The organism is Clostridium transplantifaecale (assembly GCF_900626075.1).
Lineage (GTDB): Bacteria > Bacillota > Clostridia > Lachnospirales > Lachnospiraceae > Otoolea > Otoolea transplantifaecalis.
The window spans coordinates 261,782-279,741 of sequence record NZ_UYZY01000004.1; the positions used below are offsets into that span (position 1 = coordinate 261,782).

A 17,960-nucleotide genomic window follows, 5' to 3' on the forward strand; every position below is an offset into this window, starting at 1 on the left:
TCGAATATAATTAGAGACAGCCTAACATAAATTATGAAGCCCCGGATGGGTGCAAATTAAGGAGGACGTTATAAAATGGCAAAAGCAAAGTTTGAAAGAAACAAAACGCATTGTAACATTGGTACCATCGGACACGTTGACCATGGTAAAACAACATTAACAGCTGCTATCACAAAAACTCTTCATGAGAGATTAGGTACTGGCGAGGCTGTTGCATTTGAGAACATTGATAAAGCTCCGGAAGAGAGAGAGCGTGGAATCACAATCTCTACATCTCACGTTGAGTACGAGACAGAGAACAGACATTACGCACACGTTGACTGCCCAGGCCATGCTGACTATGTAAAGAACATGATCACTGGTGCTGCACAGATGGACGGCGCTATCCTTGTAGTAGCTGCTACAGATGGTGTTATGGCTCAGACAAGAGAGCATATCCTTCTTTCCCGTCAGGTAGGCGTACCTTACATCGTAGTATTCATGAACAAGTGCGATATGGTTGACGATCCAGAGCTTCTTGAATTAGTAGAGATGGAGATCCGTGAGCTTCTTAACGAGTACGAATTCCCAGGCGATGACACACCTATCGTTCAGGGTTCTGCTTTAAAGGCTCTTGAAGATCCTTCCAGCGAATGGGGCGACAAAGTTCTTGAACTTATGGCTGCAGTTGACAGCTATGTTCCGGACCCAGTTCGTGAAACAGACAAACCTTTCCTTATGCCAGTAGAGGACGTATTCTCTATCACAGGCCGTGGTACAGTTGCTACAGGCCGTGTTGAGCGTGGTACTCTTCATGTATCTGACGAAGTTGAAATCGTTGGTATCCAGGAAGAAGTTCGTAAAGTAGTTGTAACTGGTATCGAGATGTTCCGTAAACTCCTTGATGAGGCTCAGGCTGGTGATAACATCGGCGCTCTTCTTCGTGGTGTTCAGAGAACAGAGATCCAGAGAGGCCAGTGTCTTGTTAAACCAGGTTCTGTAAAATGCCATAAGAAATTTACAGCTCAGGTTTACGTTCTGACAAAAGACGAGGGTGGCCGTCATACACCATTCTTCAACAATTACCGTCCACAGTTCTACTTCAGAACAACAGACGTTACAGGCGTTTGCGATTTACCAGCAGGCGTTGAGATGTGTATGCCTGGCGACAACGTAGAAATGACAGTTGAACTGATCCATCCAGTAGCTATGGAGCAGGGACTTCGTTTCGCTATCCGTGAAGGCGGACGTACAGTTGGTTCAGGTAGAGTAGTTTCTATCATCGAATAAGAAGAGGCATCGCCTTATATATAATTCCGTACCCGCTCTATGCAGGTACATTGTGTCCAAGCGTAAGATTACCCCAGAGATTTCGGTCTCTGGGGTTTTTCTGTTGCACCAATTTTTAACCACCATTCAACTGTACCTTCGGTCTCTTATCCCCTACTTACTTATTCTTCCGAGAACTTCTCCACATTCCGCGCCTTAAGCGCCAATGCAACCTGTTCAATAAATTTATAATGGGAATGTTCCATGCCCAGCAGGCTTTTTGCCTTATTAATCCGGAAGCGGATTGTATTCTCATGCTGTTTCATCCTGACGGCAGCCGCCTTATAATCGCCGTCACAGGAGAGATAAACCTCGATTGTCTCTATCAAATCCACATTATGGCGTTTTTCATACTCAATAAGGGGTTCCAGCGTCATTGTATAAAATTTCTTTAAGGGCGCATTGTCATGGACTGCCATCAGCAGGTTATAAATATGCAGATCATCGAAATAGGTAATATTCTGTTTCAACATCATACCGATCTTCAGGGAAGAGCAGGCCTGCCGGATACTTTGCTGGAAGTCTGAGGCATTCTCAAAAGGGCCGCTGATTCCGGCGGAGTATCCGGTGCAGTAATAGGCGAAGAGCTTCCTGATTCCGGGTAAAGCAGCTTCAAACTCCGTGTGTTCCTGATAATTAAAGATGAGAAACCCACCGTTCTGGTACCGGCGGAGACGCAGCTGGTACTGCGCCTTTAAATCGGATTGGAGGCTGTAGAATCTGCGGCTGTTCAGTTCCGGAAGATGAAAACACAGGGCAATATATTCCCTTTTAAAAATCGGGTTGACATACTTCCCGATTTCCAGGATTTCCGAAAGGGAGAGAGTTTCATAAAGCAGACGGTTCAGCTTATTTTCAAAGAAAAGCTCGGACTGCTCCGTCATCAGCAGCTCCGAGATATCACGTATCAAATCGCCATAAGGGACATTGCTGCTGATTTTTATAACAGGGTAATGATTCTTTTCCGTCAGTTCCAGGATATTCTCCGGAAACTCCGTCAGATACTCATTTGTCACAATACAGCAGGAGCTACCGCTCGTTACATAAAAATAAAAGGTATCATACAATTCTTTTTCATTGTCCTTCACTGAATAAAGGCTCCTGATGTACAGATCCCCTTTCAGCGCCAGGCTGTATTCCAGGTCATTAAACTGGATAGGACAGTCGGTAAAGTTAACCCTTGTCACCTCGCGATCCAGGCCGCCTGCGCCGGAAATTATCTCAGAGTCTTTTAGCAGGCTTAATTCAAGAATATCACGAACCGTTATGCTCATAGAAATCCCCCGTTCCATGTATGTCAATCATAGGTATCTTGCTCTCATTATACATGAAAAACGGGACGTAAACCAGAGCACAGAGTATGCATTGTGAAATTTACAATGAAATTCCGGTTGATCTTGTACTGCACTATAATGAAGTGCAAAAGGATGACTGTTATACTGATATCATCAAAGAAAATCATTGGTGAGAGATAAAGAGTACATGAAGAGAGAAGAGTAAATGAAATCGGAGGGGTAAGAAATGAGAAAACTAAATTATCAGGAGGTAAATGATATCCTGACAGGATGTACGATACTGGGTACCGGGGGAGGCGGTTCACTGCAGAGCGGAATGGAAGCGGTAGAGAAAGAATTTAACAATGGAAAGGAATTCAGGCTGTTGGAGTTTGACGAGATTGAGGATGAGGCCTGGTTTGCCAATCCCTACTTCTGCGGTTCAATCATGCCGGAGGGGCAGGAGGTGGAAATCACCGGCGAGGAGATTCCGGCCGCGGTGACGGCTCTTGAGGAGCATATGGGCATTACGTTCGACGGCCTCGTCTCCATTGAGTACGGCGGAGGCAATACAGGTGAGGCGATGGCCGCTGCCGCCCACCTGGGAAAATATATGGTGGATGCGGACGCAGCCGGCCGCGCGGTGCCGGAACTTCAGTTTTCCACCTATTATGTCACGGAACAGCCTATCACGCCGTTTTCGGTCACAACACAGTATGGGGATGTTGTTATTGTAAAACAGGTGGAGAGCGACGCCAGAGCGGAAGCGCTGTCACGGTTTATGGCGGTTGGTTCCGACAACCTGGTGGGAATGGCGGATCATCCAATCCGGGGCAGGGAGCTGAAACACTCGGTAGTGCCTTCGGCTCTTACCTATGCGGAGAAGGTAGGAAAGGCCAGAAGACAGGCCTGCAAAGAGGGAAAGGATCCTGTTGCGGCTATTCTGGACGCCGCGGAGGGAAGGCTCCTCTTTGAGGGGATTGTGACAGGGGAAACTGCCTGGGAAATCAAAGACGGCTTTACCCTGGGCGATATTTACCTGCAGGGGCAGGAAAATTTTAAAAACTCTCTGGGAAGAGTTTGGTATAAGAATGAAAATATGGTATTCTGGATAGATGAAGAGGTGAAACTGACCTGTCCTGACTTAATCTGTATTGTGGAGAAGAAGACGGGAATGCCCGTGACAAATCCAAACTGTCACGAGGGGATGGAATTGTGTGTGTTGGGATTTAAGTGCCACGAACTTTGGAGAAGAGACAGGGGAATGGATATTCTGAATCCGCGCTTTTTCGGATTTGATATGGACTGCCGGTTCTTAAATGATTGAGAGGGGGATATACGGATGAGTGAAACAATCAGGGAAAATTCAATAGCGGAACTATTCAACGATTACGAGAAAACACCGGTGCCTCCAAAAGCCAGGCAGACCTGGTTTGAGCAGGGAATGGTATGGCTGGGGTCCGGTTTCGGCCTGAGCGGCCTGGCAACGGGGGGCCTCCTCGCTAATGGTTTATCATTTAAGAACATGCTGCTTGTCAGTGTGCTCGGTTCCTTGATTATTATGGTCCTCGGGATTTTGAACGCCATGGTAAGCACACATACTCACCTGTCCACCTCGTTTACCGCCAGAAGGCCCTTCGGCAGGCAGGGAGCAAAGATTATCGGCATTATTCTGTGCTTTTCCAACTTTGGCTGGTATGCGTTCCAGGCGGATTTGTTCGGCAATACGGTTTCCTCGATTATCAGAGAAGTGAAGGGAACCGCAATCAACCCCGTCATTTTCACAATTATCGGCGGACTGGCCATGTCCCTGACTGCGATTATGGGATTCAAGGCGATTAAAAAGCTGAGTGAAATAGGGCTTCCGCTCTTATTTGTCTTGTGTATTGTCGCCGTATGGAAGACGGCCGGCATTATTCCGATGAACAGCATCATCGAGGCAGGTCCCGTAGGGGAACCGATCACAATTCCGATGGGAATCTCCATCGTAGTAGGCAGCTTTGCGGTAGGAATTGCGATGATAGGTGACTTCAGCCGATTTTCCACCACAAAGAAGGATTGCGCGATTGGAGTGAGCATCGGCCATTTCTGGGGATATATTCCGGTGCTGATGTGCGGAGCCTTCTTCAACTATGCTTTCCATAACTGGAACATCGTGGAGATTATGATAGAGTCCCTGGGACTTGGGTTCTTCGGCGCAATTGTGCTGATTATCGGCCAGTGGACTACGAATGACAACAACCTGTATACAAGCGTTTTGGGACTGATGAATACGCTGGACGGCGTGGTGAAAATTTCCCGTATGAAGCTGACCTTTATTGTGGGTATTATCAGCACAATGATTGCCGGATTGGGCGTATACAAATACTTTGTAACCTTTTTAAGCCTGCTGGGCGTGTTTATTGCTCCGATTACAGGGATCCTGATAGCTGACTTCTATCTGTGCAACAGAAAAAGCTATGACAAGGAAGGTGACGGCGGCGTGGAGGGCTGCAAATACGGCGCGCTGGCCTCCTGGGCAATTGCTTCCTTTGCCGGAATAACAATGACTGCAAAACCGGTGGGGCTTGGCTGGTTTACATCCGTAGGCGATATCATTCCGACTCCTATTGTATGTATTATTGTTGCGGTTCTCTGTTATTGTACGGCGGAAAAGGTTTTTGCTAAACAGCGGAGGACATTGCAGGAGATATTGCCGGTAAAAGAGTAGAACCGTGTGGTGCTATATGGTATTAACGGGAAAATAACAGGCAGGAACAGGTGCAAAGAGAAAAAGAGTACGGTTAAGGCGGTTTGTAAATATAGTTGGAAGACAGTATAGTATGACCCTGCTGAAGCGTTATAGACTTCAGCAGGGTCAGTTTGCGTTTCGTCTCACCGCGCCCCTATAAAAGATCCACCCCGCTCACCTTAATAAAAGGCAGGGTCTCTTTTACAATAATACTGCATTCCGTCGTGCAGATCGGCTGGGTGATGGTGCGTTCTTTATTCAAAACCTCATACAGCATACAGATGGCCTGATACCATTCGGAAGCCGGTTTCTGGTACAGAGAGGCGGCGATTGTTCCGTTTTGTATATAGCGGTACATATTGGAGGTATATTCATGTCCGAACAACAGGATTTCTCCGCCTTTGCCCGCGTCTTCCACGGCTGCGGCAACCTGTTCGATCAGGCCGTTAGTCACATAGACGGCATTCAGGCCGGGATAATTCGCAATGCAGTCGGAAGCAGCCTGATAGATGTTGCGGTAGACACTTTCCTCTGAATCGTCGGACTCCACCGGAATCACGCGCTGAACCTGGATATCCAGCCCTTCCTGGTTAATCTTACTGAGAAAGCCGGAGATCCTCTGCTGCGTGCCGTTAAAAAGTGCGTTAGGGGAGAGGATGGCGGCATGACAGCTGCCGGGCACGTACAGGCTGACCAGTTTGGCGGCAAGTCTTCCCAGTGCGAAATCGTCAGGTCCTACGAAAAAGGTGCGCCGGCCGCCGACCGTATCATTGATGACGGTGGCGTAAGGAATATCCCCGGGTATGTGTTCGTCGATCTGGCCGGAAGTACCGTCGTCAACCGCGGTTAAGACAATTCCGTTCACACCCTCCGTCAGCAGCCGGTCGATGGAAGCGATCTGTGCTTTAATATTATACGCCGGAAATGAATCCACAACCAGTTTGACGCCGAAAGCTTCCAGTTTGGAGCAGGCGTACTGGATGCCGACCTGTGCTTCCTGCCAGAAATCACGGTCCACCATTGGGTAGGTAATACCCAGGGTAAGGGGGTTCTTTCGCGAGACCAGGGCGCGGGCGATCTGGCTGGGGCGGTAATTCAATTGTTCGATAGCCTGAAGTACGGCCTCTTTATTTTTGGCAGAAACACGCCCTCTGTCATGCAGAACCCGGTCTACCGTGCCGATGGAGACGCCGGAAATTCTGGCAACATCTTTTATCGTTGGATGCAGCATATTATATAACTCCTAATTGTCATTTTTTGGTATATGAAATACATTGATTATACAGGATTTTAGCCTAAAAGTAAAGAAAGCGGCATAATGCCTGTTCCTATTTGTACCGGGTATTCCGATTTTCCGCAGCCGGCTCCGTCGAGCAGATAGGAGGGGCCTCCCATGAAGGTTCCGGGATGATCTCCGGCTCCGATGGAAGCGGAGGTTACAAATAACTGATCCATTTTTGCTCCGCCAAAGCAGACGCTGGATACCTGGGAGGCATCCAGAGGATAACGGCACAGTATATTGCCGGAAGGGGAAAGCTTCAGCACACAGCCGCCTCCCCAGACGGCGGTCCAGATATTTCCCTGTGCGTCCACAGTCATTCCATCCGGCACGGCCTGAGGGCCGGATGCCTGATAAACGACGCCGATTTTTTCCGGCGCATTCTCCGGCACATAGCGGTAGGCGGTGATTGTTCCCGGACCCGAGTCGGTATGGTAAAAGACAGTTCCATCCGGAGAAAAGCCCATGCCGTTGGAAATCTGTAAGTGATTCAGAAAAATATGCGGTTTCCTGCCAGGTTCGAAGCAATATAACGCACCGTTCTCATTATTCTCTCTTTTACTTCCGGCCATGACGCGCCCGTCCGGACCGCAGATAGCATCGTTAAAACGTTCTCCCTTTAGAAATGGGATATCGCGGGGGACCTCCCAGAGCTTATGCAGAGCGGCGTCATATTCGTCTCCGGTCCACGAGGACAGAAATACTCCCTGCTCTGTAAACAGCAGGAGATCCCAGGATGATGTAAACAGGAAGGCGCCTGTCTGGAACGGCGTTTCCAAAACGCGATATGCTGGTTTTTGACCGGACGACGGGACGGCATAGATTATCCCGTTCACGATATCAGTCCAGTAAAATTCTTCCGTATCGGCCCTCCACAACGGGTTTTCACCCAGGGTGCAGGACGGTGCGTCTATCATACGAATCAATGCGTTTTTCCTCCTTTCTACCATTCGGTTACGCTGCCGTCCGGCATGTGATAGATTGGGTTCTTCCAGTGATGTTTTTCCCTGGAGGCGGCTAAGACTGCCTCCTCATTGATCTCAAGCCCCAGACCGGGACCTGTGAGCGCGTGTACGAAGCCGTTTTCGTACCGGAATACAGACGGATCCTTTACATAGGTTGTAATTTCCGTACCCTGGTTGTAAGCCATATTAAGGCTCTGTTCCTGGAGACAGGCATTGATTGAGGTGAAGTCGATTTGCAGGCAGGAGGCCAGCGCGATCGGCCCCAACGGACAGTGGGGAGCCAGGGCAATATCACAGGCCTCCGCCATGGCCGCGATCCGGCGGACCTCGGAGATTCCTCCGGCGTGGCTCAAATCCGGCTGTATAATATCTACGTATCCGCCATGGAGCATACGTTTGAAATCCCATCGTGTATAGCAGCGTTCCCCTGTGGCTAAGGGAATGTGAGTGCAGCTGTGCAGTTCTGCAAAGGCTTCCTCATTATCTATCAGAACCGGTTCTTCGACAAACAGAAGTTTGAACGGTTCCAGCTCATGAAGCAGCGTTTTGGCGGTGGATTTATGGGCGCGTCCGTGAAAGTCGATGGCAATGCCGATGCCGTATCCTACCGCATCGCGGATTGCCTGGACCTTTGCCAGCAGTGCGTTGATCTGGGCGGAATCATTGATCCAGCCTATCTGATCCACACCGGTCATCTTGATATTCCGGAAACCGTGGGCCACGCGGTCTTTGGCACAGGCGGCAGCCTCTTCGGGGCTACCGGAGTCAATCCAGCTGTAAACTTCCATTTTATCCCGTACCTTTCCCCCTAACAAATCATAGACGGGGGCTCCGAAATATTTTCCGCGGATGTCCCACAGAGCCTGATCGATTCCTGATAAGGCGCTGGTCAGGACGGGGCCGCCGCGGTAGAAGCCGCCCCGGTATATGGTCTGCCAGATATCCTCGACCTGCCTGGGATCGGAACCTTTCAGCAGAGGAATGAGTTCGTGGACGGCCGTTTCCGTTGTATCGGCCCGCCCCTCCACGACGGGTTCGCCCCAGCCGACAAGGCCGTCATCCGTCTCAATGCGCAGAAAAAGCCAGCGGGGAAGTACATGATAAGTATCTATTTTCGTGATTTTCATACTAATTCCTCCATCGGTTTGTAATCGTTCTCGGGCAGGATCGGAAGCAGGGAACCTCCGTCGATGGTGACGCAGTTTCCGGTCATATAGGCACAGGCGTCTGAGGCCAGAAACGCGATAATTCGGGCGATTTCTTCCGGCTGGGCAAACCGTTTTAACGGGATTTTAGGGGCGGCCCGGTGGATGGGATCTGACTTATCCCAGCCGACGTCGGTGTAGCCGGGGGCGGCGGTGATAACGCGGATTCCGTAAGGAGCCAGCTCCATGGCGGCATTCCTGCCGAATTTGGTCAGGGCTGCTTTCGTAGGGGCGTAGATGTTGGCGTTGGGCCAGCAGCCGTCGGCATGGTTGGAGGAAATGTTGATAATCACCCCGGATTTCTTCCGGCTAATCATGTTTTGCGCTGCACGCTGTGTACAGAAGAAAGCGCCTTTCCAGTCCGTCTGGGTGATTTCCTCCCACTGTTCTTCGGTGACCTCTAAAAATGGATAAAATTTGCTGATACCCGCGTTGTTGACCATCAGGTCAATGGAAGGGAACTCCTCAAAAAATAAATCAAACATCCGGTTAAGCTGTTTAAAGTCTGAGACATCAGCGCAGATAGGGACAGCTTTCCCACCGTATTCTCCAATGATCCGGCAGACCTCCATAGCCCTTTCCCTGCTGTGGAAGTAATTCACCCCAACATCATAGCCATTTTTTGCGAGTTCAATGGCGATGGCCCGGCCGATGCCGCGTCCTGCTCCTGTAACGAGAGCTGTTTTTCTGTACATAACAAACCTCCATTCTGATTGTGACTGACAAAGTGTTAACGATAACACTTTAGACGTTTTAAAAATGTGATGAGTAAAAAAATGGCAGATAGAAGCCCAATTCATCACAATATGTTAATCGTATTATACGAATAATATAGATTTATGTCAAGAAAAAGCAAAGTCTCAATTCATTAATTAACTGACCATATAAAAGTATTGAGAAAGAAATTAGATAAAAAAGGCAAAACACACAAAAAACAATTGACAACTATAACTTGAAAAGATATAATCACAACATAAAGTGTTAACGAACACGCAAATAAAAATGGGAAAGTTAACTAAAAATACCGGGAAGAAAGTGGTTTTTAAGTGCAGATACCACAACAGATAAAAAAGCGCAGGCCAAATCAGAAGTGAAGGCCGAATCGGGAGCGGAGGTGAGGGAAACAGAGGACTTAAACCACAGCATACAGCAGAAGAAAAATATAAAGGAGAAAAATATAAAGGAAAAGATAAAATTATAAAGCAAAAGTCAAAGGAGGTGGCGGAAACAGTGGATACCTATGTGGAATTCAAACATATCAGCAAATACTTCCCCGGAGTGAAGGCGCTGGATGACATCTGTTTTAAGGCGGAGAGCGGCGAAGTGTATGCCTTTTTAGGTGAAAACGGAGCGGGAAAGTCAACTCTGCTGAAAATCCTGAACGGCGATTATCAGCCGGATGAAGGAGAATACATTATTGACGGACAGGCCAGGCATTTCAGCTCCCCTCAGGAGGCAATTGCGGCGGGAGTGAGCGTTATCTATCAGGAACGTCAGATTTTGATGGAGATGACCGTCGCGGAAAATGTATTTTTAGGTTCCTGGATTAAGAAGAACGGGATGGTGGATTTTGAGACGATGAACCGTCGCACAAAGGAGATAGCCGGACGGTTTGGCCTCCATTCAATTGAACCGGATGCCAAGGTAGGCACGCTCAGTATCGCCCATCAGCAGATGGTGGAGATTATGAAAGCGGTTAACAGGGATTCCCGGATTATTGCATTTGACGAGCCTACCGCCAGCCTGAGTGATAATGAAATCGAAATCCTGTTCCGTATTATCAGGGAGCTTCAGGCGGAAAAGAAAATTATATTCTACGTGTCCCACAGAATGAATGAGATAGAACAGATTGCCCAGAAGGTAGTGGTTTTTAAGGACGGAAAAACAGTGGATCTGGTGGAACGCGATAAGGTGAGCAATGACGAGCTGATACGGATGATGGTAGGGCGTCCCCTGGGGAGTATCTTTGATTCCCTGCCGCGCAATACGGATTTCGGCGAAACTGTGCTTGAGGTGAAAAATCTGACAACCGCCTTTGTGAAGGATATCTCCTTCCAGATAAGGCGCGGCGAGATACTGGGCTTTTCCGGCCTGGTCGGTTCCGGAAGGACCGAGATTATGCGGGCTATATTTGGAGTTGATAAGGTACTTTCCGGTGAGATTCTGATGGACGGTAAAACTATTTCTCCCCGGTCGCCGAAACAGGCGGTCGATTTGGGAATTGCTTTGGTTCCCGAGGACCGCAAGGAACAGGGGATTCTGCCGAATATATCGGTCAGGGGTAATATCACGGTGTCCGTGCTCAGAAGCTATTGCAACAGGCTCGGCGTGCTGAATGAGGCTGGGGAGCAGGAGACGGCGGACGGAGATATAAAGAAATTTAATATTAAGACGCCGGACAGTGAAAAACTCATTGCCCAGTTGTCGGGAGGAAACCAGCAGAAGGTAATTCTGGCCAGGTGGCTGGAGACGAAGCCGAAGGTGCTGATCCTGGATGAACCGACGAAGGGGATCGACGTGGGCGCGAAGTCGGAATTTTATAAGATTATCTGCGAATGTGCCAGGGACGGTATTGCGGTAATCGTGATTTCTTCCGAGCTGCCGGAGATCATCGGCCTCAGCGATCGGGTGATTGTGGTAAGGGAAGGCCGTATCAGCGGTGAGATTTTAAGAACGGATGCTACCGAGGAACATATACTCGCTTATGCAATGACGGATAAGACAGGAGAACGGGCTGTGGTGTAACCGGAGGGCCTGATATATGGGGGTAAACATGGATCATTTTATGAACAAACTTAAAAAAAGCGACTTTGCGGAAAAGATCAGCCTGATTATTGCGCTTGCACTCCTCGTGGTTGTATTTTCCGTATTTAATAAGAACTACCTTACGGTGCAGAACTTTATCAATATTCTGGTGGCCTGCTCCCTGACAGGGTTTGTGGCGATTGCAGAGACGAATCTGATCATTGCCAATCAGATTGACTTATCGGCCGGGTCAGTGGCGGCTTTTTCCGGCGTGCTTGGCGCCGTTTTGGTGAAGGCCGGGTTTCATCCGGTTCTGGCCATACTGGCCGCAGTGCTGGCCGGATGCGTGATCGGGGCGTTTAATGCTGTTGCCGTGAATTTCCTGAATCTGCAGCCGTTTATTGCGACGCTGGCCACGATGTCTATCGTGAGAGGATTTGCCTATATTATCTGCGGCGGCAAGGCGGTGGCCGTCAGCAGCCAGATGTTTATTAAGTTCGGTACATTCCGTCTGTTTGGAATTATTCCTCTGCCGGTCATTATATTAATTGTGGCGTTTCTCGTGTTCGGATTTGTGCTGAAAAAGACCTTTTTCGGCAGGAGCATTTACGTACTGGGAGGTAACCCGTACGCAGCCCGCCTGGCCGGGTTAAGTCCCATGCTGATTCGGTTCAAACTCTATATTATGTCGGGAGGACTGGCAGCCCTTGCAGGAGTGCTTTTGGCGGCCAGGATGAATTCGGGGCAGCCGTCGGCCTGTAACGGTCTGGAATTTGATGCGGCCACGGCGGCGGTACTGGGAGGCACGGCGTTCACCGGCGGCGTGGGGACCATGCTGGGAACATTTATCGGCATGCTGATCTTACAGTGTTTTAATACGGGCCTTGTCATGCTGAATGTGCAGGTTTTCTGGCAGAACGTAGCCCAGGGGTCCCTGCTTGTGGTGGCGCTGGCATTCGACTTCTACCGTAAGAGAATGAGGAGTAAAAAACTGTTGGAGGAGAGCATGAAGGTTACTGCTCAGCCCTGATGCTGAGATAAACATAACATATTATGAAAAAAGGAGAGAGTAAAATGAAGAAAATGCAGATTGCAAAGATGGCGGCAGCGGCAGCAGCGTTCAGCCTGCTGACAGCATGCGGAACAAGCCAGACGGCCAGCACGGCGGCTCCGGAGACAAAAGCGGAGGCAGCGGAAAATACCGCGGCAGAGGATACGAAGGCGGCGGAGGAAACACAAAACGGCGCAAAAGAGAAGTATGTCATTGCAGGTATTTATAAGATGGGAGACGCTACCTGGTTCATCCAGGAGGGGAAGGCATCCCAGGAAGTAGTGGAAGCGGCAGGCGGAACATGGAAGTATATGGATGCCAAACAGAACGGCGCTACCTACATGCAGATGATTGACAACTGTATCGCGGACAAGGTGGACGGCGTGCTGGTATGCCTTCCGGATCAGAACCTGAGCCAGACGACGGTGGATAAATTAAAGGAAGCTAATATCCCGGTTATTGCGGTCGATGATGCGCTTCAGACGGAGGACGGCACCCTGCTTGCGCCGTGGGTTGGAATCGACGGTTATAATATCGGCGCGGCAGTAGGCGAATGGGCAGCCAAGTACATAACGGAGAACGGACTTGCCGAAGATGAGACATTTGGCGTGATGCTTTTAACGGCGGATACCGTTTCAAGCTGCGTGCCGCGTACGGAAGGCCAGCTTGCCAAGTTAAAAGAGGCGGTTCCGGACTTCCCGGATAACCGTATTTTTAAGGCGGATCACGATACCAGCACGGAGCAGGGCAACACGGCAGCCTCTACGGTTATCACAGGCAATCCTCAGATAAAAAAATGGCTGGTGTTAGGTGTTTCCGACGAAGGCGCCCAGGGCGCGGCCCGGGCACTGGAAGCGGCCGGTCTTGAAAAAGATTCCGTATGTGTAGGACTCGGCGGATATCTGGCTCCGGACGAATTTGCAAAAGAGAATTCCCCGTTTAAGGCGGCGGCATATTTTTCCGCAAAGGGCGTTGGCGGAACAGCGGCGCAGGCTATGCTGGATTACCTACAGAACGGAACTCCGATTCCGGAGAAATACGCAGTGGACGCTGTGATTGTGGAACCCGGCGACGATCTGGCAGCCATTATGCCGGAGTATGTGGGCTAGAGCGTGTTTTAGTGAATAAAAACAGGTCGATATACGAGTAAAGACAGGTCAATAGAAAGTACGCCGCGGCGTACTTTCTATCTTTTCAGAGCCTGACGGAAGGTGAATAAAATGAACACAATCAAGTTTGAAGAGATGACTCCGTCCCGGCTTGAGGCGGCGAAGAGGGAAAAACCGATTATTTACCTGCCGGTCGGGTCGATGGAATGGCACGGTCCCCACATGGGGATGGGGATGGATACGGAAAATGCCTACGAAGTGGCAAAGCGGTCGGCCGCCCGCACGGGAGGGACGGTCTATCCGCCCCTTTACATAGGTACGGAGAGCCCAAGAACGCCGGAAACGCTCCGGAAACTGGGATTTCAGGGAAATGAGCAGATTACGGGGATGGATTTCCCCGGAAACGCGGTGAAGAGCATGTACTGGCCGCCGGAGCTGTTTGAGGCAGTAATCCGCCAGCATATAGAGTTTCTATGCCGGATGGGATATGAATTAATCGTTCTGATGAACGGCCACGGGGCGGACCGGCAGATTGAGATTCTGGAGCGTCTGTCAGAAGAATACACGGAACGGGGGAAATTACGCGTACTTACAATCCTGGCCCTGTTTGACGGCTGCGGGGTGGGGATCGGACATGCAGGTCTGGCAGAGACCGCAATTATGCAGGCGGTATGCCCGGAGGGGGTGGATTTATCGGCCCTCCCGCCAAAACCGGAAAAACTATATAATACGAAGTTTGCCATTGTAGACAATGAGACCTTTATAAACGGACCGAACGAGGATTACAGTGTGCGCTATGATCCGAGGGATTCCACGGCGGAGCTGGGAGAACGGCTGCTGGAATTTGCAGTTTTGCAGTGCACCGCCGTTGTATCAGAGGCTATTGAGAATTTGAAATGACAGGAGGAAACGTCATGCTGGAACAAGTGCTGCGTCATGTGGAGCAGGGAGTCCGGATTTGGGAGCAGGAAGTGATCATCCCGACCTACCAGGTGGGAAAGCCGGACAAGAATCCCATGTTTCTGGAAAAACGGGTGTATCAGGGCAGTTCGGGAAAAGTATATCCCCACCCGGTAATTGATAAGATTACGGATGAGAAGAAGGATCAGTCCTACCGGGCGCTCTGCCTGGAAAACCGGTATCTGTTTGTCATGGTGCTGCCGGAATTGGGAGGCAGAATACAGCGCGCCTACGACAAGACAAACAAATACGATTTTGTTTACTATAATCACGTTATAAAACCTGCGCTTGTCGGTCTCACCGGGCCGTGGATCTCGGGCGGGATTGAGTTCAACTGGCCGCAGCACCACCGTCCCAGCACCTTTGATCCGGTGGATTATAAGCTGACTGAGTCGGAGGACGGAAGCTGCACCATCTGGGTCGGGGAGATTGAGAACATGTTCCGCACCAAGGGAATGGCGGGTTTTACCCTGTTCCCGGACAGGGCTTATATCCGGATTGACGCGCAGCTTTTTAACAGAACCAGTATTCCGCAGACCTTTCTCTGGTGGGCCAATCCGGCGGTGCCGGCCGGCGATGATACACAGTCGGTTTTCCCACCGGATGTCCACGCGGTGATGGATCACGGGAAAAGGGCCGTATCGCGTTTCCCTGTTGCAACGGGAACCTATTATAAGCAGGATTATTCGGCCGGTGTGGATATTTCACGCTATAAAAATATCCCCGTTCCCACCTCTTATATGGCGTATCATTCCGATTACGACTTTGTTGGCGGATACGATCACGGAAAAAAGGCCGGAATTCTGCATGTGGCGGATCACCATATCGCGCCGGGTAAGAAACAGTGGACCTGGGGCTGCGGAGATTTCGGCAAAGCATGGGATCGGAATTTAACGGATACGGACGGACCTTACATAGAGTTAATGACGGGGTGCTATACCGATAACCAACCCGATTTTTCCTGGCTGGCGCCTTATGAGGAGAAGGTGTTCACCCAGTATTTCATGCCCTATAAGGATGTGGGGATGGTGAAAAACGCCACGTATAAGGCGGCGGCCGGTCTGGAGATAACGGATGGAACCGCCCGGTTTTCCGTGTATGCCACAGCGGTTTATCCGCAGTGCACGGTGACACTGACTGCGGTAAACGGAACGGTTATCCTTTATCACGCCGAGACTGATTTGTCGCCGGAGAAGACGTTTGCAGATGAGGTTCCCACAAGCGGACATGCGCCGGAGACAATTACCCTGACGGTCCGTGACAATACCGGAGGCGAGCTTGTTTCCTACACCCCGGGGAGTAAGGAAATACCGAAGATTCCGGACCCGGCCGTTCCGATCCCGGAGCCGGAGGCGGTGAGGACAAATGAGGAGCTGTTTTTATCCGGACAGCATATTGAGCAATACCGTCACGCCACGTATCGGCCGGAGGCATATTACGAAGAGGGACTGCGCCGCGATCCGACGGATGCCAGGATAAACTGCGCCTACGGAAAACTTCTTATGGGACAGGGGAAGTTTTTGCGGGCGGAAAAATATCTGGAGAAAGCGGCAGAAAAATTAATGCGTCTGAATCCTAATCCCGGCGACGGGGAGCCGTTCTATCTTCTGGGTGTGTGCCGGAAACTCATGGGAAAGCTGCCGGAGGCATATGACAGCTTCTATAAGGCGGTCTGGAATGATGCCTGGCAGTCGGGCGGATTTTACCATATGGCCTGTATCTGCGCGATAGAGGGAAAATTTGAGGAGGGGCTGGCCCATGCTGAGCGTTCCCTGGCTGCAAAAGCCCATAATCTGAAGGCCAGGACGCTTAAGACGGCGCTGCTTCGAAGGCTTGGCAGAACAGAAGAGGCGGCCGCCGCGGCAAAGGAAACGCTTATAATCGACGGAATGGATTTTGCGGCCTGTTATGAGCTGTGTCTGATAAATAAGGACGAGGAAGGCAGAAAAACCCTGGCGCACCGTCTCTCTGTGAGCCCGAACTGGGCTATTGAACTGTCGATTGAATACAGCGACGCCGGTCTTTACCGCGAAGCGGAAGATATTCTCGGTTTGCCGCGTGAATTGTGGGGAGATAAGATTTATCCGCTGATCCACTACTACCTGGCCTATGTCTGCGGGGAAGCGGGAAAGGAGGAGGAGGCGGAGCAGTACCGTCTGGCGGCAGCCCTGGATGACGGAGCTTACTGTTTCCCACACCGCCTGGAGGACTTGATTGTCCTTCAGAGAGCCGTGGAGGAAAATCCGGAGGATGCAAAAGGATTCTACTATCTGGGAAATCTCTGGTACGACAAGAGACAGTACGAAGAGGCGGTAATGTGCTGGGAGAAGAGCCGGGCGCTGGAACCCGGTTTTGCCACGGTACACCGCAATTTGTCGCTGGCGTATTACAACAAAATGGAGCAGAAGCAGGAGGCGGCAGAGGAATTAAGAAGGGCGTTTGAGCTTGATCCGTCCGATGCCAGGGTATTCATGGAGCTTGACCAGCTCTGTAAAAGGATGGGGGTAACACCGGAGAAACGGCTTGCTGCTTATGAGTCCCATCTGGATGTGGTGACGGAGAGGGATGATCTGTATCTGGAATATATCACGCTCTGCAACTACTTTGGAAAACATGATAAGGCCCTGGAACTGATAGAGTCCCGCCATTTTCATCCATGGGAGGGCGGAGAAGGGAAGGTTCCGGCACAGTATGTCTGTGCGTTGTCAGGGCTTGGAAGAGCGGCCCTGAGGGCCGGGGATGCCCTGGGAGCGTTGGAACTGTTTAAACGGGCGCTCCGCTATCCGCATAATCTGGGTGAAGGAAAACTTGCGGGAGCGCAGGAAAATGACATCTATTATTATATGGGAAAAGCATACCGGGCGATGGGAGAAGAGAAGGAAGCGGAGGAATGTTTTCTCCATGCGGCCTCGGGCCTGTCGGAGCCGGCCGGGATGATGTATTATAATGACCAGCCGCCGGAAACGATCTTCTATCAGGGCCTTGCGCTGGCTGCGCTGTCTAAGAAGGCGGAGGCGGACGGAAGGTTCCACCGGCTGATCGATTACGGTGAGACGCATCTGGATGACCATGTGACGATTGACTATTTTGCCGTTTCGCTGCCGGATTTGCTGATTTTTGAGGATGATTTGGACCGGCGTAACCGGGTGCACTGCCTGTTTATGCGCGGCTTGGGTCTTCTGGGCAAACGGGAGACAATGGAAGCCGAGCGCTGTTTTGCCGAGGCTGAGGCGCTTGACGTAAACCATCCGGGCGTGCATCTGCACCTGGAGCTTTTGAAGACCGGGAGCTTTTAAGAACCGGGAACCTTTAGGATGAGAACTTTTAAGGATG

The 17,960-nt window shown here is 50.5% G+C and carries 13 protein-coding genes; 8 read left to right on the forward strand and 5 right to left on the reverse strand.

What is annotated here, in order from left to right; genetic code table 11:
• Positions 1–75 precede the first annotated feature (75 nt).
• Positions 76–1,269, forward strand: coding sequence for an elongation factor Tu (tuf, locus tag EJL91_RS16200; RefSeq protein ID WP_125143007.1), 1,194 nt, complete (start codon positions 76–78; stop codon positions 1,267–1,269).
• A 161-nt stretch (positions 1,270–1,430) separates the two neighbouring features.
• Here the strand turns inward: tuf and EJL91_RS16205 are convergent, their stop codons facing one another.
• Positions 1,431–2,582, reverse strand: coding sequence for a PucR family transcriptional regulator (locus EJL91_RS16205; RefSeq protein ID WP_125143008.1), 1,152 nt, complete (start codon positions 2,580–2,582; stop codon positions 1,431–1,433).
• 247 nt (positions 2,583–2,829) lie between these two features.
• Here EJL91_RS16205 and EJL91_RS16210 point away from each other — a divergent pair, with 247 nt between their 5' ends.
• Positions 2,830–3,909, forward strand: coding sequence for a DUF917 domain-containing protein (locus EJL91_RS16210; protein ID WP_125143009.1), 1,080 nt, complete (start codon positions 2,830–2,832; stop codon positions 3,907–3,909).
• A gap of 15 nt (positions 3,910–3,924) precedes the next feature.
• On the forward strand, positions 3,925–5,292 hold the full coding sequence (locus EJL91_RS16215; protein WP_125143010.1) for a purine-cytosine permease family protein: 1,368 nt from the start codon (positions 3,925–3,927) through the stop codon (positions 5,290–5,292).
• A 175-nt stretch (positions 5,293–5,467) separates the two neighbouring features.
• On the opposite strand, the gene EJL91_RS16220 is transcribed toward EJL91_RS16215, so the two are convergent.
• From EJL91_RS16220 to EJL91_RS16235, 4 genes are read right to left on the reverse strand one after another with little or no spacing between them, the layout of a single operon-like run.
• Positions 5,468–6,544, reverse strand: a complete 1,077-nt coding sequence (locus tag EJL91_RS16220) for a substrate-binding domain-containing protein (protein WP_125143011.1) — start codon at positions 6,542–6,544, stop codon at positions 5,468–5,470.
• A 59-nt stretch (positions 6,545–6,603) separates the two neighbouring features.
• Positions 6,604–7,509 carry an SMP-30/gluconolactonase/LRE family protein gene (locus tag EJL91_RS16225; protein WP_243125428.1) on the reverse strand — a complete coding sequence of 302 codons (906 nt, stop codon included), beginning with the start codon at positions 7,507–7,509 and terminating at the stop codon, positions 6,604–6,606.
• Positions 7,510–7,535: 26 nt separating this feature from the next.
• Positions 7,536–8,684: a galactonate dehydratase gene (dgoD, locus tag EJL91_RS16230; RefSeq protein ID WP_125143013.1), complete on the reverse strand. Its 1,149-nt coding sequence runs from the start codon at positions 8,682–8,684 to the stop codon at positions 7,536–7,538.
• Positions 8,681–9,457 (reverse strand): SDR family NAD(P)-dependent oxidoreductase, encoded by a 777-nt coding sequence (locus tag EJL91_RS16235; protein WP_125143014.1) that lies wholly within the window; start codon positions 9,455–9,457, stop codon positions 8,681–8,683. The genes dgoD and EJL91_RS16235 overlap by 4 nt, the downstream gene beginning before the upstream one ends.
• Before the next feature lie 535 nt (positions 9,458–9,992).
• On the opposite strand from EJL91_RS16235, the gene EJL91_RS16240 reads away from it, so the two are divergent.
• The 5 genes from EJL91_RS16240 to EJL91_RS16260 all read left to right on the forward strand — a co-directional run bounded on the left by EJL91_RS16240 (position 9,993) and on the right by EJL91_RS16260 (position 17,923).
• Complete coding sequence (locus EJL91_RS16240) at positions 9,993–11,507, forward strand: sugar ABC transporter ATP-binding protein (RefSeq protein WP_125143015.1); 1,515 nt, start codon at positions 9,993–9,995, stop codon at positions 11,505–11,507.
• Positions 11,508–11,523: 16 nt separating this feature from the next.
• A complete protein-coding gene (locus tag EJL91_RS16245; RefSeq protein WP_243125406.1) occupies positions 11,524–12,537 on the forward strand; it encodes an ABC transporter permease in 1,014 nt (337 codons plus the stop codon).
• Positions 12,538–12,581: 44 nt separating this feature from the next.
• On the forward strand, positions 12,582–13,667 hold the full coding sequence (locus EJL91_RS16250) for a substrate-binding domain-containing protein (protein ID WP_125143016.1): 1,086 nt from the start codon (positions 12,582–12,584) through the stop codon (positions 13,665–13,667).
• 111 nt (positions 13,668–13,778) lie between these two features.
• On the forward strand, positions 13,779–14,567 hold the full coding sequence (locus EJL91_RS16255; RefSeq protein ID WP_125143017.1) for a creatininase family protein: 789 nt from the start codon (positions 13,779–13,781) through the stop codon (positions 14,565–14,567).
• A gap of 14 nt (positions 14,568–14,581) precedes the next feature.
• Positions 14,582–17,923 carry a DUF5107 domain-containing protein gene (locus EJL91_RS16260; RefSeq protein ID WP_125143018.1) on the forward strand — a complete coding sequence of 1,114 codons (3,342 nt, stop codon included), beginning with the start codon at positions 14,582–14,584 and terminating at the stop codon, positions 17,921–17,923.
• Positions 17,924–17,960: the final 37 nt, after the last annotated feature.